This is a genomic window from Legionella sp. JM-2024 (assembly GCF_055389095.1).
In genome coordinates, this window is the sequence record NZ_AP039388.1 from 157,960 (window position 1) to 180,870 (window position 22,911).

Here is a 22,911-nt window from a genome sequence, read left to right on the forward strand (position 1 = left end):
TGAGGCCTCGCAGAGTTTATCTTGATTATAAAAGGACAAACTCTGCAAGTCTCGGCTCTATTGCTTCAACATATTGTTCATCAATTCCTCAACAATTTGAGGGTTAGCCAGAGTCGTTAAATCTCCCAACTCATCGATATGGGATACTTCTTTGCAAGCAATTTTTCTTAATATTCGCCGCATAATTTTACCTGAACGGGTCTTAGGTAAATCATTCACAAACTGAACGATGTCTGGTTTGGCTATGGCACTAATTTCATCTTTCACTCGCTCCATCAATTCCGCTTGTAAGTTGCCATCAGGCTTATTACCTTGTTTCAAAATAACGAAGGCAAATATTCCCTGTCCTTTCAAATCGTGAGGGATGCCAACAACCCCCGCTTCTGCCACCTTGGGATGACTAACCAGAGCGGATTCAATTTCTGCAGTACCTAAACGATGGCCTGAAACGTTTAGTACATCATCAATACGGCCAGTAATCCAATAGTCACCTTCTTCATCTCGTTTAGCTCCATCACCTGTAATGTAATAACCATTGGACAAATAAGTCATGCAGTATCGTTTGTGATCTCCAGCAATCGTTCTTGCCATAGAAGGCCATGGGTATTTAATAGCTAAGAAACCTTCCCCACTACCGTTAATTTCATGTCCTTGTTCATTTAATAAGACAGGCACAATCCCTGGAATAGGCTTACGAGCTGATCCGGGTTTGATTGCTTCATCACTTTCTCTCGGGCTAATCATAATGGAGCCAGTTTCTGTTTGCCACCAGGTGTCCACTATGGAACATCGGCCTTGTCCAACTTGTTGATGATACCAATGCCATGCTTCCGGGTTTATTGGTTCACCTACTGAGCCTAGTAAGCGAAGAGAGCTTCTTGAGCTTGTGTTTAGCCACTGATCACCAGCTCTCATTAAAGAACGGATGGCTGTGGGTGCGGTGTAGAACACATTGACTTGGTGTTTATCAACGATACGCCAATTTCTTGCGGCATCGGGCCAAGTTGGTATTCCTTCAAACATCAATGTTGTAATGCCATTACATAAAGGGCCGTATACCACGTAACTATGGCCTGTTATCCAGCCTACATCAGCAGTGCACCAAAATACCTCATCTTCCTGACAATTAAATATCAGTTGATGTGTATAAGCTGATTGTACCAGGTATCCTCCTGTGGTATGTACCACTCCTTTAGGTTGGCCTGTGCTGCCGGAGGTATAGAGAATAAACAGTGGATCTTCCGCATCCATAGGCTCTGGGGTGCATTGATCAGATGCTGTTTGTTTTAGTTCATGCCAACAATGATCTTTGTTTTTATCCAGTACTATGGGGTTATTAGCATTTTTAATAATTAGCCTGGTGATATTTAAATCCTTACTGGCTTCATCTGCTTGTTTCTTTAAAAAGATTGTTTTTCCACCACGCTGAAACTCATCGGCAGTGATTAAGCATTTGCAAGATGAGGCTATTAATCGTTGCTCCAAGGCATGGGCAGAAAAACCGGCAAACACAACGGTATGAATTGCTCCAATACGTGCACAAGCAAGCATGGCAATGGCCGCTTCCGGGATCATGGGCAAATAAATGCCTACCGTATCGCCTTTACGAATATTTAAGCTTTTCAGCACATTACTCATTTTACAAACTTCAGAATGTAACTGTGCAAACGTCAGAGTTCTATTCTGGTTTTCATCATCACCTTCCCAAATGATAGCAATTTGATTGGCTTTATGGCGTAAATGTCTGTCCAGACAATTAACACTGACATTCAGTAATCCCCCCTGAAACCATTTGACGTCGCCCTGTTGCAAACCTCCGCCAAGAGTAATATTCCAAGGTTGTATCCAATCAATTGTCTGTTCAGCAATTTCAGACCAGAATTCAGTTAAAGAATCTTCAGTGTGTGTTAAATGGGGATGAGCAAGATCGACAGGCTGCATGCTATACCTCATGTGTTTTGGCTATCTGTTTAATGATGGCTGAAAAATCGGTATCTCCAAGTCCTTGATCAACAAATTGCTGATACATTTCGGTTGTCTTAGCTCCTAAAGGCGTTTCAATATGTACTGATTTTGCAGTATTTTGACTTAATAACAAATCTTTCAGCATCATTTTTGCTGCAAATCCTGGTTTATAATCATTGTTTGCAGGAACGTTTTCCAGGATCCCTGGAACAGGGACGTATTTGCTCATAGCCCAACATTGACCAGAAGAGTTATTGACTACTTCGAATAGTTTTTCAGGGGATAGTCCCAATTCTTTTGCCAGAATGAAAGCTTCTGATATAGCAATCATAGAGGTGCCCAGTACCATATTATTGCAAATTTTAGCGGCCTGTCCGCTGCCAGCCCCTCCTGTATGGATGATTTTTTGCCCCATGGCGGAGAGGATAGGACGTGCCGCAGTATACGCTTCGCTTTCACCACCCACCATAAAAGTTAAGGTAGCCGCAGCAGCTCCAGCTACACCCCCTGAAACAGGGGCATCTACAACTAAAAGATGGTTTTCTTTCGCAATTTGATGAACTTCACGCGCACTTTTTACATCAATTGTAGAGCAATCAATGTATAAGGATCCCGCGTTTAACTTATTAAATAATCCATCAACCCCAAGACACACATGTAACACTTGTTGCCCTGTTTGTAGCATGGTGATGATGACATCTTTTTCCTTTGCAAGTTCTTGCAAGTTGTGTGCAATGGTACCTCCTGATTCGGAAAATCGTTCAAGAGCTGATGGTTGTAAATCATAACCCATTACACTATGACCTGCCTTGAGAAGATTGATGGCCATTGGCAACCCCATATGACCCAAACCTACAAATCCAATCTTAGCCATATATTTCTCCGTAATAATCCAGGTTAACTATGGGTAGGCATAGCAAAGGCATTGTCCTTTAACTCAGTGATCGGCCATTTGCTGGTAACCGTTTTGCGTCTGGTATAGAAATGCACACTTTCTTCTCCATGCATATTGGTGTCTCCAAACACAGATCTTTTCCATCCTCCGAAAGGATGATTGGCAATGGGAACAGGTATCGGAATATTAATTCCAACCAGACCCACTTGAACTTGTTGACTATACTCACGTGCGGTAAATCCATCTCGAGTGAAAATAGCAGTACCATTCCCATATTGATGTTTATTGACTAAGGCAAGGGCTTCCTCAAAATGGTTGACACGGACTATAACGAGTACAGGACCAAAAATTTCATTTTGATAAACAGACATTTCTTCAGTTACTTCGTCAAATAAACAGGGTCCCAGGTAAAAGCCCTGTGGGTATTGAGCGTGTTGAAAAGTTCTTCCATCAATGATTAAGCGAGCACCCTCATTGACCCCTTTTTCCACAGCAGCCAAAACCCTTTGACGATGAGCTTGACTGATAAGCGGCCCCATATCAGTTCCCGCAACATCTCCCGCATCTATACGAATAGCACGAATTAGAGGTGCCATTTTGTTAACTAAGGCATCAGCAGTGTGCTGACCAACAGTAACAACTACAGATAACGCCATGCAGCGTTCTCCAGCTGAGCCATAAGCGGCTCCAACAATAGCATTAGCTGCTTGATCCAGGTCGGCATCAGGCATAACTACACAATGGTTTTTAGCTCCACCAAAAGTATGGGCTCGTTTGCCATAGGCTGTCGCAGTAGCATAGATGGATTCTGCTACAGGGGTTGAAGCGACTGCAGTGAATGCTGAGATGTCTGGATGAGCCAGTAAATACTCAACAGTGGCTTTGTTACCCTGAATACAATTAGCAACGCCAGGAGGCAGGCCTGCGTCGTTAAGGAGTTCCAATAAACGAACAGGTGCCGAAGGATCTTGCTCAGAAGGTTTAAGGATAAAGGTATTTCCACAGGCAATGGCTGGGATCATCATCCAAATGGGTACCATGACGGGAAAATTGAATGGAGAAACCCCGGCACATACACCTAAAGGTTGTCGGAAAGTATGGCAATCAATATGACTTGCCACTTCAGCAGAAAAATCCCCCTTAAGTTCATTGACAAGCCCACAGTGTAGCTCCACTACTTCAATGCCTCTGGCTACTGAACCTTTAGCATCATCCAGGGTTTTGCCATGCTCTCGAGTGACAATGCGTGCTAAATCCATTTGATGCTTTTCCAATAACTCTCGAAAGCGGAATAAAATTCGTGCTCTTTTTATCGCTGGGGTTTGTGCCCATTCTTTTCCTGCTTCTTTGGCAGTAGCTACTGCTTTATCACAATTTGATTTAGACGCAAAATGGACTTGGCCAATAATTTCACCTAAAGCTGGATTATAAATGGATTGAGCTTCAGTATTGGTTTCATTAATGAGTTGTCCACCAATATAGTGAGGTACATTGTATCCCATTTTTAAACTCCTTTTAATTCAAGGGCAGTAGCTAGATAAATTAATAGAACGAGAACGCACGTTATATATTGGCGTTTATTTCTAGCAGGAGATTGCCGTTATTTATGTTTATTCGCTGAACGTTTTAAGTGTTACTCGATATTGTCTATCGGATTGGCTGCCTTGCGAACCCAATGTTTCAACTACTTCAAAATGAGCAGGATCACCTGCTTTTTTTAAAGCATTTTGAATGGCATCATCAATCCCGGACTCTGAAAAACCTGTAAAATCCTCTATACTTTTCATAGCTATCCTTTTACTATTCCTCCAAAGGATGTAGTTTAGCATGAAGTAATGCTATTAAGGCAATTAACTTCCTGATATCTTAAGCTAAATATATAATTCAATTGTTAATTTAAGTTATTGTCTCATTGAATTATTTATACAATAATGAGGAAATTAAAGCAGTAAGGGAATTAAGCTATGGGAAAAGGTATAATTTTACGTGTTTTGGAAAATACAACATTATCTCCTGAGATATTGGAATCTTTAAAGCGACTCCTGCCTGATTATAAGTTAGAATATTTTCAAGAAAAGCCAAATTATCATAGAAGCATTGCTCGCCGAATTGACAGTCTTCATGAGGCCTTTTCATTTCTCTTAAAAGCGTATCCACTGGATCCAAATCATACCTCTTTGACAGCTCAAACTCTGAGTACCTACGCAGCAGAATGCAAATCCGCCTGTGATTTAAAAAAACTGACTTTGGAAGAGTTGCATATTGAATTGGAAAGATACACTGCCAAACTGGTAGAGGTTATTTCAATCGCATGGAAATGGCCCAAGAATAAAGAGGTTAAAGAAGCAATAGCTTGCCTTAATGAAGCAGAGCAATATGTACTAATGAGCCAAGGTCGCGAGGATATCGCGACTTTAACACCTATAGAAATAGAAGGTGAGACCAGATATGTTCTGCAATTCGACGAGTCTCTATCACCCGTTTATGAACAATGGCTAAATGAATTAAAACAAATAAAAATAAATAACTATCCTAAAACACCCACCTGGTTTAAAAGTCTTCCAGAATATCAGCAAGCTTATTATTGCAATTTGAGCTCAAGTTCTATTGATGCAAGAAAAGTACGACAAGATTTAAATCAATTCTTGATAAATTGGGGAGAGATTACTAAAAAATCTCTTAGTTTGAGTCCGGATTTATATAAAATCCATAATAATTTACCGCCTTACCCTTCCTGGTTTAATGAATTGAATCCAGCTCAGCAAGCTATGATGAGAGTTCTTGCCGCTTCTCCAAATGAGATTAAATCCAGGTTAAAAGAATTTAAAAAATTTATGGTTGCGCAAACCAAGAATGAACAATATTCCTCAACCATTGCATTAATACCTAAAATTCCTCAATGGTATTGGGTCTTATCTGAAAAACAACAGTATTTTTTGGAATACGCTCTTAAAAACTCAAAGAAGATAGAGGATGTAGTATCCTTTTTATCAAGCAGGCATCGAACTTTACCAGCTCCAGCTAATTACGGTGCACATAGTTTATTTCTAATTGATAGTGAAGGTAAGGAAACTTTATTATATGGCAGACGATATCGATCAAGTCATATTGCAAGTCGTGATTCGTTAAATTTCCCTGAAGCGGTTCAACAACGTCATGTTGATTCCAACCTGGCCAAGGTTATGGAGTACGCTAAATCAGAACAACCTTTGTTGTTACAAACATTAATTAGCCCTATTCATGCAGTGGATTATATTCCAACTGTGGTGACAGATTACTTGCCTGAATTACCTCCTGATCTGGAACTGTATAAAATCGCTCGAGATGCTGTTGTTCGTAGTACGCGACGGCAGGAAATATTTCAACATAATCATCCTTTCAATATTGCCAAACGTTTTTATTATACCCAGGCTACTGATAAGGATAGTGAGTTTTTATTACAAGTCGCACAGGAACACTCATCCACCTGCCCAGGATTACAGACTCTGATAAACGATTATAAAGCGGTTTTAGCGTCTCCTTTAGGTACAGCAACTTTTTGGGATTACGATGGCAGGGAATTGTTTCTAAGTTCGTTAGAAGAACTAATGATTCTGACTATGGGTGGTTATAGTTATGGCTCATGTGTCAGTGGGAAAGATAGAAAAGCAGTGGAGTTATTGCATACCGATGCCATGATTTTGTATAAGGAAAAATATGGAAATTGGCCTAAATTTGGAGATCCTAAAGAAAAAACGGAACGTATTAATTTTATTAATATCGTTGTAGATCTTTATATTTCCAGACATCAACATGAGCTTGCAGGACAGAATGCGCCAGGTTCTGAGGGAATTAAAACACCATCCTGGTATTGGCCAGAGGATATTGCAGAGGCTATTAACAATCGATTAGGTCTGGAGAAGGCATTGGATTATGACGACAGATTAGCTACAGATAACGAAGTAAAAAATATTAGCAAAGGTTTAAGCACCTATTTTTTACCAGAAAACGTATTGAATTATTTGCTTATTGCCAAACAACTTGGTGAGGTATTGTGTACAAAGCTTTACGATACGCTAAGCGCTTTAATAAATGAAGAAAAACGATTCCAAAAATCAACAAAAGACTCTTGGAAATTGCGCTGGTTTTCGGACAAAGAACCAGTCTCACCTCCAACTGGAATAAAAAATATTCGGGATGTAATGATTGATGAAAACTCTGGAAATAATGTGCTTCGCATAGGAAAAATATTTACAGCTGTCTCAGAGCGGCCTGAGAGTGATCCATCTCGAACTGAAGCTACCAATTCGGTATATGATCGGATCAGAAAATTCTTACAACCTTTAAAAGGTTCGGATACTTTAGAGTTATTGGTCGAGCAGACTATTGACGAGTGGTCTACAATATTTGAGAGTTCAAAAAGAGAAAATAGTCTTACATATAATTTATAATGTATTGTGAGGTATTATTTCCTCACAATCTTTAGATTTGTGACTTGGTTATTCGGGGCTGATATTAAAGAGTTTAAATTAAAGCCTCGTGTAATCGTTCACGATTCTGTCAAAATATAGCAGATTTTAATATTAGCCTTGACTGTGATTTATTCAGTTAATTATGCCATTTGGTATACTGTTCATACTGGATTCTGGAAGTTATTACATATCTGCTTCCTTACGGTCGCGGCTCGGTTTTTGCACCGTTATAATCCGAGCTGCGACCGTAAGGGAGCGGATATAGTTGATACGTAGAGTAACCCGTTGTGCAGCACAATATATGAACTATATTTTTAAACACGGTATGTGAACGATTACAGCCTCGTTTAATCGTTCTCATTTAAAGCAAATGCTCTAAACCATAAACGAGAGTATTTAACTCTAATACCTTTTGGCAAGCTAATACGACACCAGGCATAAAACAGCGGCGATCAATGCTGTTATGTATAATAGACAGTGTTTCACCTACATTACCGAACATTATTTCTTGCCGCGCCAGCAGACCAGGCAAGCGCAGAGAATGGATATTAACATCATGATGAGATCCTCCTCGTGCCCCTGGGGTTAACTCTTTTAGTGGAAGTTTGTTTTTAGGGTTTTTCCGAGCCGCTGCGATCATTTCTGCTGTTTTTAATGCGGTGCCTGATGGAGCATCCAATTTCTGCTGATGATGACCTTCAATAATTTCAACCTCTGAAAAATATTCAGCCGTTTTGGCAGCAAACATCATCATTAAAACAGCGCCAATCGAAAAATTGGGTGCAATAATTCCCCCCATTTGCTTTATTTCACAAAGCTTGGTTAATTCCTTTATTTGTGTTTCAAGTAGCCCTGAAGTTCCAATAACGGGCCGAGCTCCGTGATTAATGATGGTTAAGGAATTTTCATATACGCAATCGGCTCGGGTCAGATCAATCACTATCTCCGCTTTGGTATCCAATATACTTTGACCGAGAATATCCTGCTTTGTTAGTTTTGCAACTAATTCAAATTGGCTATGGTTGTCCAAGGTTTCACAAGCAAGGGAGCCCATTTTTCCATTGGCGCCATTAACAATGACACGTGTTTGCATTGATACTCCAGAGTATTAGTTATAAATTGGATAGAAGATATGATTGGGATAATTATTGTCTGGTTTTATGTGCATGCGCAAGTGGATTGACTGTACGCCAGGCCCAAACTGAAGCAAAAGGCCATCCTATTAAGGTAGCTTGCATAATTAAGGCGACTACAGCACCTCCAGGATTATCTTTAATCAATAGAACTAACCACGGTATGAATATAGCGATAATTGAAAGTAGTGTCCTTTTTAATTTCAGTTTCATTTTGCGATCACTCATAATTTAATTATTTTGAATCGAAGCTCGTATAAAAGGCTGATCCTTGTTACAGGATAAAGTTCATTCAGTTCAAGGTAAAACGCATTGCCTGCTCATTTTTATCGAACTCATGTTAATTATAGGCTTATCATAATGTATTTTGCTAATTGGATACAAATCAGGGTGAGAATAACTAAGGGAAATACTAGAGAAAGCTTGCAAACAACCAATAAACATTGTACATTGTGCGCTCATTTCTCGAGTAACTAATAGCATAATATTATCTAATTTCAGGATATGACTATCAAACACTCAAGGTCGACAGACTTTTTCAAATCAACTAATTTTGATGATTTTCACACTACTATAATAAATACAATAAGGGCACCAGAATGAGAAAACAGGAGCTGCACCCACGAACTGCTGTTATCAATAGATCCCAAAAAAATCAATCCAAGCGAGCACGTTCTGATGCGCTATTGTGGCTTGCTGCAAATTTCCCTGATGCCTTCGATAATTCATTACGTATTCGACCTTTAAAGATTGGTATTATGTCTGATATATTGCAGCATGCAGAAAAAGCAGAGCAAGTTGGAATTTCCAAAAGCAAACTAAGAGAGGCAGTTGTTCTTTTTACTCGTCGCCTTGATTATCTGACTTGTTTGAAAGCTCGTGAAATGCGGGTTGATCTGCAAGGAAAACCAGTATCAGGAGTTACTGAGGAAGAGGCAGAACATGCCTCCATCAAAATTAAAAAACGGGTAGAAAAAAGTGTCAAAAATGCTCGTAAACAAGTAAGTGGAAAAACAGCGAAATCCAGCTCAAATAATCAGCAAATGACGTCTTCCGGTATTAAGTCGATGAATTCGACTGAATCTCATAATGAGAATTTTTTGCCTGTGTATCCGCTTAGAAGTTCAGCCTACGCATCACAAAATGCAGCAACACCGACAGTCAAATCGCAACCCGTAGTTGTTAAGCATAAAATATCAAAACAGTATGATCCTGACGCCGTAGCTCGTTTGAAAGAAAAATTAGGGTTGTCTCGAAAAACAGAAGATAAAAAAGAAACGGCCGAATAAATGCGACTCGCAATATTATTTTTAGGACTACTATTTAATTATCAAACATGGGCTGCGCCAAATTTTATAGTATCCCAACCTGCTTTTTATGGAGTATATGATATTAAGAGCAGTAAATTATGTAACACTGCAGAACATACTTTAGCCTACTTAAATAAGGGTAAAAATTATGATCCCCTTGTTATTCATGATGGGAAAGTAATTAAAATTTCTTTAGACAGGATAAAAAAAACATTAAGGTTTATTTGCCAAAATCAAAAAAAATTAAACGATCCTGCTTTTGTAAAACAACACTTTGATTTTATTCGTTGGTATCCTGACTTACAGAAGGCAAAACAATTATCTGCCAATAAACCACTATTACAAAATATACCTAAGGACAAGGTTTTGATGACTAAATATTTTGTTCATCTGGCGAAAGCCAGTACAAAACCTGCTTCCGCTATGCGCTATGCTTTGTATGCTCTTCCTGATGATGAGAAGAATTTGACTTTGGAAGAAGCAAACAATAAACCAGAGTTAACTCGTTTCAAATACGGTAAACAAGCCATTTTATCCGGTGCCCTTAAAAATCAACCTATCACCAAATTGGCCTACTTAAGCAGAGATGATCTGGAGGCGGCATTACTACAAGGTACTATTGTTGCCGACTTTGGGCCGACTATTGGTAAAAAAATATTTAATGTGCATCGTTGCAATAACATAGCTTACGATCGAACGAAGTCTCCTTATGAACAAGAACGTTTCTGGTATTTTAAGGAGGTTGATGGGATTAAAGGCTATGGAAAGGATGCTGAATACAAAATTACAATTAATCCCAATGTAACCTTTGCAGCTGATTTAGACCAGTTTGGTTTGGGTAAATTACTCATGATTCAATACCAAGATAAATCGGGAAATAAAGTGACCCGAATGGGTATCTTCGCCGATACAGGTGGAGCATTTAATACTAATTTGTATCAAATAGATTATTTGGCTGGCAGCTTCCCAGGTCAAAGGGCTTTATATAAAGCGACCCGCAATTTACCGGATTATGTCGAGGCCTATTTTATGGTTTTAAAGCAGTGACAGATTTAAACAACCATTTTAAGTTTGATAATTAATAGACATCCATCAGGTTCCAATCTTTATCATTTAAGTCAAATAATATACAATTGATTTTCTTTTATTCTAATGTAATTTCATTTGGTATGAGGTTGTAAACCTTTGGAGGTTAACCAATGGGTAACACGATAGGTGTATCTTACGAAAATTTAAATCAGATTTATCCCGATTCAATAAAAGTTTCGGTAGATGAACATGAGGCTTATATCGGAGGTGTCTCTAAACCATGGAGTGATTTAAATGATATGAAAATCAGCGGCAATGAAATGCCACCCCAGCACATTGTTGATTCAGTGCTGTTCGCTAATTTTTTATCGCCTGTTGCTAAAAACATGAATTACAAAGAGTCCCCTTGGAAAATCCACTTAAGTATTCATCCCGAAGATCTTGGAAAGGCTTGGAATATAGTTTATCCCATTTTACTGAAAGTTCAGGTGCCAAATTTTAAAGTAAGCAGGTTATTAATTTCTAAAATTTTGTTGCAAGGAATGGAAAGAACTACTGATGAATTTTTGTTAGGACACCATCTGCTCAAACAAGATAAAGTACAGGCAATTCAGGATATATTGCGTGTTCATCATGGTATGCAAATAACGATCTATATCCCTGAAGAAAAAGAAAAGGAATACAATAAGCTTGTGGAAGAGATTGAGTCATCATTATTAGAAGCGGGTATTAGGCCTGGAATTGTTGATAAAAGTGATCGCTTGATAGGGTTTTATAGTTCAGTTCGTCATGTTGGCAAGAATTATACTACCCATGACAAAGTATCTGGTTATAAATCAGTATTGGAAAAGGATCCATTTAAGGCTACAAAACCCAGAAAGAATGAAATGACAATACCCTTAGAAGGGCTGGATTATCCAAGACATACTATAAAAGCAAGAGACACCTTACAGCAAGTTATTGATGCCAAGCGTACTTATGATTTGGGTATGATCGATAAACGCGAATTGGCACAAATTTGCGATGTGGCTGAAGAATTTTTTATTCGCTGGCATCATTTCCTGAAAAAGGCATCTGAAAAATCCCTAAAGGGTAGGGAACTGGTCAATTTCCAGAAGTTCAAACAATGGATTGATTACGGTTATCAATTAACCCCCTCTATCAAAGGCAATAAATCTAAAAAAATTAAGGAGGCTGAGGATCTATTGTTACATTCCTCCAAAATTGATCTTTTAAGTAATATAACTCGCCCTCCGTTACAGCGAAAAAATGGTGTTCGCAATTTGAGGGTTGGGTTTTTGTCCGTAAACTCTGAGCCTGAGTTTGCGGAAACAAAGCCTGTTGAGCTAGCGGTAGACGACACAGCCAAAATATTACGTAAATTGCAGTGGCATAGGCATAACTCATTTAAGAGTTTAAGCAAAAAAACACTCCCTAATATAAAAGAAACACCACAGGTGACTATTGAGAGTACTACTTTACCGGCTCCTGACATTTTAAAACAATCTGATCCTGTTGAAGGGCGTGGAGAGGAAATTAGTAATAACCTGCTATCGAGTGATGTCAAAAAAAGCTCAATATCCATTGGGGGGAGCTTAATTGGTGGACTGGCAGGTCTTTTAGGAGGTATTGCGCTTGGCATTATTTTCTGGCCGTTATTTATTAATATTGCTGTGCCTTTTGCCGTTGTACTATCCGGCATTGTTATTGGTAGTGTAAGTGGTTTTCTTTTGAGTAGTTGGTGTGATAACTCAGACGTACAAAAAGAAGAACGAATTCCTCTGGATAACAAAACTTCTACTCCTGAACAACCAGGGATTGAATCTGGACCGCAACACCAAATGACCCAGTCTAGATTGTCTTCACAAAAAAAGGGAGTTGGAAGTGGGAAAAATATCTATCAAAAGCTGTTTCCAACTGTGGAAGACAAAATAGACGAGCCTTTGTTAACAGAAGGTTATTCAAAGGGGATAATGCATTGATTCTGTTGACATTTCAGCGGTTAAGGACTTTAGCCACGATAGAAGAAACGTCAACAGTTCCTCGTCTGATTATCAGACGACAGGTATAATTTCCATGCAGTTGGTGCCTCCAGGCATCCCGATTTTGGTTCCACGTGTTAATAACACATAGCCCTTCTTTTCAAGATGCCCTGATTGGACTAATTCATGCAAAATTTGTTGATTTAATCCTTCGGGGTTGAATTGATGAAAATCAATATATATTGGAAAGACATTGTTTACCAAGCTTAAGCGCCCTATGGTCCGTTTATTGGCAGATATGGCGAAAATAGGAACGGTACTGTGTTGTCTTGATATCCACAAAGCGGTATCCCCGGATTCTGTCAAGGCGATAATCGCTTGTATTGGAAAATGGTTCGCAGCGTGCATAGTAGCCATAGCGATTGCCTGGTCAGCACGTCGGTAGTGGCAAGTTTCAGGATCGGCAGGATAAAAAAAGCTGGCGTGTTTCTCAGCGCTTAAGCAAATTTTATTGACCATCGTGACAACTTTAACTGGGAATAGACCACTTGCTGTCTCAGCAGACAGCATGACGGCGTCGGTTCCATCAAGAATGGCATTAGCGACATCAGATACTTCCGCTCGAGTAGGCTGAGGGTTGTTTATCATGGATTCCATCATTTGTGTTGCAGTAATCACTACTTTATCTAGTAGACGGGTTTGCTCTATGATGTGCTTTTGAATGGCAGGTACTTCAGCAGCACCGACCTCAACACCTAAATCCCCTCTGGCAACCATTATGGCATCTGCTTCCTGAATAATATCGCTTAAATGCTCCAACGCTTCCATGCGCTCAATTTTAGCGATAATAGGAGTTATTTTTGCCCCATATTCTTTCATTAATGAACGTGCGTGTCGGATGTCTTCAGCATCTTTTACAAAAGACAAGCTGATGTAATCGACTTCGGCTTCAATTGCAGTGCGCAAATCATTTCTGTCTTTTTCGGTCAGAGTTCTGGCAGCTAATCCACCACCTTTGCGATTTAAACCCTTCAAATCACTTAGTACTCCTCCTTCCAGGACTTTACAATGAATTTTTGAGCCTGAAATTTCGATGACTTCCAATTCAATTAACCCATCGTTAATCAGCAAATGATCGCCAATGCTGAGCTCATTAGCCAAATCAGGATAAGCGACTGAAACTCCATTAATATCGCCCAGGAGATCTGGAGCCATACAATCCAAAGTAAAATTTTGTCCATCAATTAAAGTGATGGATTTGTTTTGAAAACGACCAACTCTTATTTTGGGTCCTTGCAAGTCTGCCATGACAGCAATTGGATGATTTAATTCCTCGGCAATCTTGCGAACTGTGGAAATGAGTTGTTGAGCAGAAGAATCTGCATGAGAAAAGTTAATACGTACTACATTGACACCAGCAGTCAGCAAAGAACGTAAAATATCAGGTTCATTACTGGCTGGTCCTAATGTAGCAACAATCTTAGTTCGTCGTAACATGTTTTGCGCGCTCCTGCAAAATAGCAACAGCAGGCAAGGTTTTCCCTTCCAGACATTCCAGAAATGCCCCACCTCCTGTGGAAATATAAGAAATTTGTTGGTTCAAATCATAGAGATCAACGGCTGCCAATGTATCGCCGCCTCCCGCAACTGAAAACGCGTCACTCTCTGCGATTGCAATAGCAAGCGCTCTTGTGCCATAAGCAAACTGCGGAAACTCAAATACACCAACTGGGCCATTCCAGATGATGGTATTGGCCACATTAATGATGTCTACATAATTTCCTATCGTATCTGGACCAATATCAAGGATCATATCGTCCCCCGCAACATTAGAGAGGGATTTGTTGAAAGCTGGACATGTTTCACTAAAGGTTTTGCCCACCACTACGTCAATGGGTAGTGGAATTTGGCAACCTTTTTCTTTTGCCAGGCTAAGAATATAACGTGCTTCATCTAATAAATCTGGTTCGTAAAGAGAAACACCAATTTCAAATCCTTGAGCTTTGAGAAAAGTATTGGCAATGCCTCCTCCGGGAATCAGGAAGTCTACCATGCCAACTAATTGCTTTAATAAACTCAGTTTGGAGGACACTTTGGCTCCTCCGACAATAGCAACGATAGGTTTTTTAGGCTCTTTAAGAACCTGATTTAAAGCGTCAAGCTCTCTCACTAACAAGGGACCTGCTACTGCGATTGGAGCGTACTGAGCCACACCATAGGTGGAAGCTTGTGCTCTATGTGCGGTACCAAAGGCATCCATTACAAAAACATCGCAAAGACTGGCCAGTTTTTTTGCTAACACTTCGTCATTACTTTTTTCACCTGGATTAAATCTAACATTTTCACAAATGACTAATTCCCCAGGTTTGACATCTAATCCATTCAAGTAATCCTTGACGAAGCGAACGGGATATTCCAGATTTTCCTTCAAATAATCAGCAACGGGCTCCAGAGAGAATTTGTTTTCATATTTCCCTTCTTCGGGGCGACCAAGATGGGATAATACAATAACGGCTGCTCCACTATCCAAAGCCGATTTGATAGTAGGAAGGGCAGCTTGCAATCTTTGATCACTGGTGATCATGCCATCTTTGATCGGAACATTTAAATCCTCACGAATTAGAACTCTTTTTCCAGACAGGTCAATGTCGCTCATTTTAATCAGGTTCATTGGGTATCCTTTAGCAGTTCATCATTTGATGCGCGGTATCCAGCATTCGGTTAGAGAAACCCCATTCATTATCATACCAGGCTACTACTTTAACCAAATTGCCAATTACTTTAGTTTCAGTTGTGTCGAAAATAGCAGAAGCAGGATTGTGATTAAAGTCACAAGAAACCAAAGGGTCTTCGTTAATTTGTAAAATTCGACTTTTCGCTTTGCGCATGGCGTCATTCACTTCTTCTACAGACGTTGCTCGTTTTGCCTGAAAAGTTAAATCAACAACAGACACGTTTAGCACTGGCACGCGCATGGCAAAACCATCCAATTTTCCTGCCAGTTCAGGTAAAACCAGGCCAACAGCGGCTGCAGCACCAGTTTTAGTCGGGATGATCGACTGAGTCGCAGAGCGAGCACGACGTAAATCTTTATGACTACCGTCCAAAAGCATTTGATCCTTTGTATAGGCATGAACGGTATTAACCAAGCCTGATTCTATTCCTATGGCATCGTTTAATGCTTTAACGACTGGTGCCAGGCAATTCGTTGTGCAGGAAGCGTTAGATACAACAGTATCAGAGGCTTTGATCATGGAGTGATTCACTCCGTAGACCACAGTGGTATCCACGCCTTTGCCTGGAGCAGAGATCAATACTTTTTTAGCTCCCGCGGTAATGTGCCCCATAGCCGCTTCTTTATTGGTAAAAAAGCCTGTGCATTCAAAGACAAGATCGATGTCCAGTTGTTTCCAAGGCAGTTTGGAAGGATCGCGCTCAGCAATCACTTGAATGCTTTGTCCATCAATAATTAGCATATTCCCTTCTATGCTGACATCTGCTCCAAAACGACCATGAGTTGAATCGTAGCGTGTCAGATGAGCGGTGACATCAATGCCAGATAAATCGTTAATTGCAACGACTTCAAACTCATTTTGTCTATTGTATTCAAAAATCGATCTTAAAATGCAACGACCAATGCGGCCATAGCCATTAATCGCGACTCGTATTGCCATACTACTTCTCCGAGTTGAGGTACCCTTATGTACTCAGTCAAACTGAGTATGTCCCTTCTTAAAACTTTAAAAGGGGTGCGGGTTACACAATTGTTTGTTTGGTTAATGTATCCAGAGTATTAATAATTTCTTCTACTGTAATTCCAAGGTAATTGAACGCATCTGCAGCAGGCGCAGATACTCCAAAACGATCCAATCCAATGACAGCACCTTCAAGGCCGACAAATTGATACCAATAGACGCTACTGGCCGCTTCTATAGCGATACGTGCACGAACGTTATTCGGTAACACTTGATTTTTATACGCATCACTTTGAGAAAGGAATCGTTCAGCGCAGGGCATAGATACCACTCTGACCTTGAGGCCTTTTGATTTTGCCTGTTCTGCTGCAGTGATAGCCAGTTGAACTTCCGAACCGGTCGATATCAGGATGGCATCGGGCTTGCCATCGCAATCGGCAATAATATAGCCCCCTTTCTTAATCAATTCAGCAGCGTCTTGATTATGGGGCAGAGCTGGTAAATTTTGTCTTGAGAGTAATAAAGCAGACGGTCCATTATGATGCTCTAATGATTGTTGCCATGCAACAGCAGTTTCCATTAAATCAGCGGGACGCCAGACGGTCATATCAGGAGTCATTCTTAGCATGGAAATATGCTCTACGGGTTGATGTGTAGGCCCATCTTCTCCTAAACCAATAGAATCATGAGTCAATACGTATATGACTCTTTGTTTCATTAAAGCACTTAAACGGACAGCGTTTCTTGCATAATCAGTGAAAACAAGGAAGGTTCCTCCGTATGGAATAAAACCTCCATGAACTGCAAGGCCGTTCATAATGGCGGCCATAGCAAATTCTCTTACCCCGTAATAAAGGTAATTTCCGGAAAAATGATGTGCTGTGATGGCTTTGCTGCCTGACCAGTCTGTGTTATTGGAACCAGTCAAATCGGCTGAGCCACCTAACATTTCTGGTAATATAGGGGCAAAAAATTCTATGCATTGCTGCGATGCTTTACGGGTTGCAATCGCTTTGTCATTATTGAGGCATTGCTTTAAAAATCCGGCAGATATTTCTTGCCAATCGTCTGGCAGGTCGCCATTGGCACGACGGAGCACTTCATCGTGTTCTGATGGATATTGCTGCTGGTATTCATGGAGTAATTGCAGCCATTGCTGCTCTTCCTTTTCTCCTTGCTCTACGTGGCTCCATTGCTTGTAAATAGAATCTGGAATTTCGAAGGGAGCATGCTTCCAATTAAAAAACTCACGGACATTATTGATGTCATTGGCGCTTAATGGTGAGCCGTGAGCTTTTTCACTGCCTGCTACCGAGGCTCCAAGTCCTATGACGGTCTTGCAGATAATCAATGTCGGTTGAGAGGTGTTCGCTTGTGCTTTTAGGATGGCTTGCTCAATTTGGTCCATATTGTGGCCATCTATTGGGCCTATGACTTGCCAATTGTAGGCTTTGAACCGAGAAGCCGTGTCATCAGTAAACCAGGATTCGACCTTACCATCAATAGAGATACCGTTGTCGTCATAAAATACAATGAGCTTTCCCAAACCGAGAGTACCTGCTAATGAGCAAGCTTCATGGGAGATGCCTTCCATTAAGCAACCATCACCGGCAAAAGTATAGGTATAGTGATCAATGATATTAAAGGAATCATGATTAAATGTGCTGGCGAGTACTCGCTCTGCTAAGGCCATCCCTACTGAATTAGCTAATCCTTGGCCTAATGGGCCTGTTGTTGTTTCAACTCCGGGAGTATGACCATATTCAGGATGTCCCGGTGTTTTTGAGTTTAATTGCCGGAAGTTTTTAAGTTCGTTAATGTCTAAATGATATCCTGTTAAATGCAGCAGAGAATAAAGAAGCATGGAACCATGGCCATTAGATAATACAAAGCGATCTCTGTTAAACCAGTGTGGATTTTGGGGATTAAATTTTAAAAATTTTTTCCATAAAACAGTTGCAATATCAGCCATACCCAAAGGCATGCCAGGATGACCTGATTGAGCTTGGTTTACTGCATCAATGCTTAACATGCGTACTGCATTAGCTAATTCTGTAAAACTATTCATGCCTACTCTTTTGCATTTAACTGAGGCACTATTGTCGCTCAGAAGGCATAAATCAGCAAGAAGACCATTCATTTTTAGTTGAAAATAATGTTAATATTAGAGCAAAATGTAAATAAATGTTTAAATCTTTCCTAATTTTTGACATAATTGACTGGTTTTATTAATGTTTCAAGTTCAGATCGTGTAATTTGGACAAAAATTTTTTGGTAATGCTGGATTAAAAAATAAAATGATACGCGAAGGGTTTATTTCAAAAAATCATGACACTAATTATTAGTCATTTATTGGAAGTTTTTCCAGAGCTTTCTACACAAGAGAATGCCAATTCATTGAATTGGACATTTAGTGTTCGCCTTAAGCAATTGGGTCCGGGCTTTTATACCAAAGTAGCTCGGCTTCATCCTGTTTTAAATGTCGAATACAGCATATTATGCCAGCAATTAAGGCACAGCTTCTCTTCACCTCATTTGGTACATCGAGATCAAATTCATGAACAGTTAACGAATGCCTTAAGACTCGCTGAACTGTTGGAATATACCTATCAGCATTATTTGATTGTTCCACGTGAAGTAGATCGTTTGCGCCGACATAAGGCCATATACAGAGAGTTACTGACGGAATTGTCTGGGTATTCTTTTGCATCCGACGAAAAGGAATTTGAACCTTTAAATATTGGATTATCACTGACACAGGAAATTCGTGGCAAAACAGCCCAGGCCAATTGGTATAGAATCTTCATTAGCAGAGGTAAGCGAGTAATTAACCTATTAGATAACATAGGTACAGGCTCAAAGGCATTCAGTGACTTTGTAGCGATGCTTGATAAATACACTAATCCATTCCTGGCTTATTTAGGTTGGTGTTTCTTTGCTCCCAGATTATTTACGAATCTCTTTCTTGTTTTTAAACATACTATTCCAGGACAATGGATGGGGGAAAAGGAAAAATCGCTGGATTGGTACGTTCGTTTTTATATTCAATTGCAGCGGCGATGGTTTGAGTTAGCCAATGACGGTGTTTGGTTTACGGTAGGAGTGCTTAATTGCTTCGTGCTTGTGGGTACTTTGGCGCCTTTCGCTGTTTATCTGTCTTTGTTTGCGTTTGGTTTTGACGTGTTAAACACCAGTTTGCGAGCCTATATTGAGCTCAGCAGACTCTATCAAATGCAAAAAGAATACACTGAGATGTTCAATAAAGAAGAAAACGAGGATAAGAAAGCAGCAATTAGAGAATATCAAGACTACATCAACCATAGAATACAGTTCGAAATTTTGCGCGCTTTCTTATCGGTTGGAGGAGCCGTTGCTGTCGTGTTGGCAATGTCCTTATCTTTACCTGCTTTAGCCTTGATAAATCCTGTTTTACCATTAGTTGGAGCTATTTTTTTAGTGTTGCTCTGGGGCTTGTCGTTTTATTTAACAAGAAAACTGGATGAATACAGACCCGTTGATAATCTTGAAAAACCAACTCCTGCGGTTGTCAGCAAATTAGGTTTTTTTAGTTCAAAACCTGATAAAAACGACAAATTAAGTATTTCAGCAAGTGAAGAAACAGAGCATTCTGATATTGAGTTCACTTCATCAGCTCCGGGTTTTAATTAGTCGCTCATTAATACCTCCCGAGAGTAACGAGGGACTTCGAACCCAAGCCTGTCATCCCGAGTGTCAATGAGGGATCTCCCTGCGCTACCACCAAGCCACCTTTTGGAACTCCTTCGTTCCATTCAGATGCAATTAGAATCAAAATAATAATTCTGTTTTATCGAAAAACCTTCGAACACACCTTGGGTATAGAGACAAAATCAATTGAATGTTATGCTTTCAAAAAAATTACAGGATTGAAAGGTATAACATGTCTCTCACAGTTGGGTTACCACAATTTAGCCATATTAAAGTGGAACATTTCAAATCTCATCTTGATGCGTTATTAAAAAATCATTTAGAAGAAATTGATAGGCTGCTTAAAGAAAACAAACATTACACCTGGGATAATTTAATTTATCCTTTAGATAGCCTGGCAGACGAACTTGAACGTTTTTGGTCTCCTTTTTCACACATGCATTCTGTTATGGATTCCGAAGCATTGCGTGAAACCTATGATGCTTGTCTGCCTTTACTGTCTGCATACGATGCAGCGATCGGGCATAATCAGGATTTATATGCAGCGATTAAATCGATAGATCAGCATTCGCTTAACCCGGCCCAGAAAAAAATTATTGCGGATAGTTTACGAGATTTTGAGTTATCGGGTGTTGCCTTATCGAAAACAGATAAAAAACGCTTTGAAGCCATTCAATCAAAATTGGCTGAATTATCCAGTAAATTTGAAAACAATGTATTGGATGCCACTCACGCTTTTACCATCCATATCACCGATCCAGAGCGTTTAGCCGGGCTGCCTGAACATGCGTTAAATACTGCAAAGGAGTTAGCGATTGAGAAAGGGCTGGATGGGTTTGTTTTAACTCTTGAATACCCTTGCTTCCAGGCAGTAATCACTCATGCTGAGGACAGAGCTTTGCGTGAAGAAATGTACAGTGCTTACGTCACGAGAGCCTCTGACCAAGGTCCTAATGCAAAAACATTTGATAATACCCAACTCATTGATGACATTTTGTCTTTGCGTCATGAAAAGGCAGAGCTTTTAGGGTTTCATAATTTTGCAGAATTGTCTTTGGCTACCAAGATGGCGGAATCAGCAAATCAAGTGACGGACTTTGTCAATGATTTGATCAGGAGAACTCGTGAAAAAGGTAAGGCCGAATTTGAACAGCTGGAAATGTTTGCCCAAGATAGATTTAATCTTGGTCCTGTAAAACCATGGGACGTTGCTTATCTTTCCGAAAAAAGAAGACAGGATTTGTATTCCCTATCGCAAGAGGAATTACGTCCCTACTTCCCACAACCCAAAGTCATGAAAGGATTGTTCGCCATTGTTAATAAGCTCTACGGGATGCGCATTGATGAGCTTGATGGCGTGGATGTTTGGCATAAAGACGTCCAATGCTACTGTGTCGTTGATGAATCTAATCAGGTTCGTGGTTATATTTATACGGATTTGTTTGCCAGGCCTCACAAACGTAATGGGGCATGGATGGATTCCATGCAAAGTCGAAGAAAACTTGAAGACGATACCATACAACCACCAATTGCCACGTTAACGTGTAATTTCGCAAAGCCTTCTGCAAACAGACCGGCCATGTTATCTCATGATGAAGTGGTGACTTTATTTCACGAATTTGGCCATTGCTTACATCATATTTTGACCCAAGTCGATTATCTTGGTGGTTCTGGAATCAATGGAGTCGAATGGGATGCCGTTGAATTGCCAAGCCAATTTTTTGAGAACTGGTGTTGGGATAAGCAAGCCTTATCATTATTAACTTCTCATGTGGATTCAGGAGAAAATTTACCTGACGCATTGTATGAACGCTTGATTGCTGCTAAAAATTTTCAATCCGCCATGGCGATGCTGAGACAAATGGAGTTTGCTTTATTTGATTTTCGCATTCACCGGGAATACAAGGCTAATATATCCACTTTTGTAGCGGATGTTTTATCTGAAGTGCGTTCTAAAACCAGTGTGGTACCTATTGTTCCTTACAATCGTTTTCAACACAGCTTCTCCCATATTTTTGGGGGTGGTTATGCCGCGGGTTATTACAGTTACATGTGGGCAGAAGTTTTATCCAGTGATGCGTTTTCACGATTTGAGGAAGAGGGCGTTTTTAACCCTAAAACCGGACACGAGTTTTTAAAATCCATTTTAGAGGTAGGCGGATCCAGGAAAGCGTCGGATGCTTTTGTCGAGTTCAGAGGAAGGCCAGCAAGCATCGATGCTTTGCTAAGGCATAATGGGATTGTATAAAAATAATGGCTTTGTGAGCGAGATTTTGCTTACACGCCGGCATTTTATGTTATAATTAAAGTGTACAGAATGGGGGGCGACCTGGCTTCGACGTGGGTTGCAAAACCGGAAGTGCATGCCGAGAATGAGATCTCTCGTAAATAAGGCTCAATTAAATATAAATGCAAACGATGAAAACTTTGCTGGTGGGGAAGCTATTGCTGCCTAATAAGCACTTTAGTTAAACCATCACTGTGTACTGGCCAATAAACCCAGTATCCCGTTCGACCGAGCCCGCTTATCGGTATCGAATCAACGGTCATAAGAGATAAGCTAGTGTCCTAATCTCTCCCGGATTAAGATGCGAAATTCAGGGAATCGCTGTGTATCATCCTGCCCGTCGGAGGATCCACAGTTAAATTCAAAAGACAAGGCTAAGCATGTAGAGCTAAAGGCAGAGGACTTGCGGACGCGGGTTCGATTCCCGCCGCCTCCACCAATTAATGATTCAGTAATATCCAACAAAGTCCTAAAGAT

General features: G+C 40.1%; 16 protein-coding genes and 1 other RNA gene. 7 read left to right on the plus strand and 10 right to left on the minus strand.

Annotated elements, in window-relative coordinates; genetic code table 11:
- Positions 1-57: 57 nt before the first annotated feature.
- The 4 genes from acs to ACZ5EK_RS00705 form a co-directional block, all read right to left on the minus strand.
- Positions 58-1,941, minus strand: a complete 1,884-nt coding sequence (gene acs / locus ACZ5EK_RS00690; RefSeq protein WP_464430880.1) for an acetate--CoA ligase — start codon at positions 1,939-1,941, stop codon at positions 58-60.
- Position 1,942: 1 nt separating this feature from the next.
- Positions 1,943-2,839 (minus strand): 3-hydroxyisobutyrate dehydrogenase, encoded by an 897-nt coding sequence (gene mmsB / locus ACZ5EK_RS00695; RefSeq protein WP_464430881.1) that lies wholly within the window; start codon positions 2,837-2,839, stop codon positions 1,943-1,945.
- Between the two features lie 23 nt (positions 2,840-2,862).
- A complete protein-coding gene (locus ACZ5EK_RS00700; protein ID WP_464430882.1) occupies positions 2,863-4,362 on the minus strand; it encodes a CoA-acylating methylmalonate-semialdehyde dehydrogenase in 1,500 nt (499 codons plus the stop codon).
- Positions 4,363-4,470: 108 nt separating this feature from the next.
- Positions 4,471-4,647: a dodecin domain-containing protein gene (locus tag ACZ5EK_RS00705; RefSeq protein ID WP_464430883.1), complete on the minus strand. Its 177-nt coding sequence runs from the start codon at positions 4,645-4,647 to the stop codon at positions 4,471-4,473.
- Between the two features lie 177 nt (positions 4,648-4,824).
- Between ACZ5EK_RS00705 and ACZ5EK_RS00710 the strand changes: the two genes are divergently transcribed.
- Complete coding sequence (locus tag ACZ5EK_RS00710; RefSeq protein ID WP_464430884.1) at positions 4,825-7,290, plus strand: oxidoreductase; 2,466 nt, start codon at positions 4,825-4,827, stop codon at positions 7,288-7,290.
- Positions 7,291-7,672: 382 nt separating this feature from the next.
- Here ACZ5EK_RS00710 and dapB read toward each other — a convergent pair whose 3' ends face one another.
- Together dapB and ACZ5EK_RS00720 are read right to left on the minus strand one after the other, a co-directional pair.
- Positions 7,673-8,404 carry a 4-hydroxy-tetrahydrodipicolinate reductase gene (gene dapB, locus ACZ5EK_RS00715; RefSeq protein WP_464430885.1) on the minus strand — a complete coding sequence of 244 codons (732 nt, stop codon included), beginning with the start codon at positions 8,402-8,404 and terminating at the stop codon, positions 7,673-7,675.
- 52 nt (positions 8,405-8,456) lie between these two features.
- Positions 8,457-8,657 (minus strand): hypothetical protein, encoded by a 201-nt coding sequence (locus ACZ5EK_RS00720; protein ID WP_464430886.1) that lies wholly within the window; start codon positions 8,655-8,657, stop codon positions 8,457-8,459.
- Positions 8,658-9,043: 386 nt separating this feature from the next.
- On the opposite strand from ACZ5EK_RS00720, the gene ACZ5EK_RS00725 reads away from it, so the two are divergent.
- The 3 genes from ACZ5EK_RS00725 (at position 9,044) to ACZ5EK_RS00735 (ending at position 12,765) form a co-directional block, all read left to right on the plus strand.
- Positions 9,044-9,733, plus strand: a complete 690-nt coding sequence (locus tag ACZ5EK_RS00725; protein WP_464430887.1) for a ProQ/FinO family protein — start codon at positions 9,044-9,046, stop codon at positions 9,731-9,733.
- Complete coding sequence (locus ACZ5EK_RS00730; protein WP_464430888.1) at positions 9,734-10,801, plus strand: hypothetical protein; 1,068 nt, start codon at positions 9,734-9,736, stop codon at positions 10,799-10,801.
- Between the two features lie 152 nt (positions 10,802-10,953).
- Positions 10,954-12,765 (plus strand): hypothetical protein, encoded by a 1,812-nt coding sequence (locus ACZ5EK_RS00735; RefSeq protein ID WP_464430889.1) that lies wholly within the window; start codon positions 10,954-10,956, stop codon positions 12,763-12,765.
- 72 nt (positions 12,766-12,837) lie between these two features.
- Here the strand turns inward: ACZ5EK_RS00735 and pyk are convergent, their stop codons facing one another.
- The 4 genes from pyk to tkt form a co-directional block, all read right to left on the minus strand.
- Positions 12,838-14,262 carry a pyruvate kinase gene (gene pyk / locus ACZ5EK_RS00740; protein ID WP_464430890.1) on the minus strand — a complete coding sequence of 475 codons (1,425 nt, stop codon included), beginning with the start codon at positions 14,260-14,262 and terminating at the stop codon, positions 12,838-12,840.
- Positions 14,246-15,436, minus strand: a complete 1,191-nt coding sequence (locus ACZ5EK_RS00745) for a phosphoglycerate kinase (protein WP_464430891.1) — start codon at positions 15,434-15,436, stop codon at positions 14,246-14,248. The genes pyk and ACZ5EK_RS00745 overlap by 17 nt, the downstream gene beginning before the upstream one ends.
- 10 nt (positions 15,437-15,446) lie before the next feature.
- Positions 15,447-16,439, minus strand: coding sequence for a type I glyceraldehyde-3-phosphate dehydrogenase (gap, locus tag ACZ5EK_RS00750; RefSeq protein WP_464430892.1), 993 nt, complete (start codon positions 16,437-16,439; stop codon positions 15,447-15,449).
- An 82-nt stretch (positions 16,440-16,521) separates the two neighbouring features.
- The gene (gene tkt, locus ACZ5EK_RS00755; protein WP_464430893.1) at positions 16,522-18,600 is read right to left on the minus strand and encodes a transketolase; all 2,079 of its coding nucleotides are present in this window, start codon (positions 18,598-18,600) and stop codon (positions 16,522-16,524) included.
- Between the two features lie 188 nt (positions 18,601-18,788).
- Here tkt and ACZ5EK_RS00760 point away from each other — a divergent pair, with 188 nt between their 5' ends.
- From ACZ5EK_RS00760 to ssrA, 3 genes are all read left to right on the plus strand, one after another.
- Entirely contained in the window at positions 18,789-20,129 is a 1,341-nt protein-coding gene (locus ACZ5EK_RS00760; protein ID WP_464430894.1) for a hypothetical protein, read from the plus strand.
- Between the two features lie 250 nt (positions 20,130-20,379).
- Positions 20,380-22,395 carry a M3 family metallopeptidase gene (locus tag ACZ5EK_RS00765; protein ID WP_464430895.1) on the plus strand — a complete coding sequence of 672 codons (2,016 nt, stop codon included), beginning with the start codon at positions 20,380-20,382 and terminating at the stop codon, positions 22,393-22,395.
- A gap of 72 nt (positions 22,396-22,467) precedes the next feature.
- Positions 22,468-22,873, plus strand: a transfer-messenger RNA (tmRNA) gene (gene ssrA, locus ACZ5EK_RS00770).
- Positions 22,874-22,911: the final 38 nt, after the last annotated feature.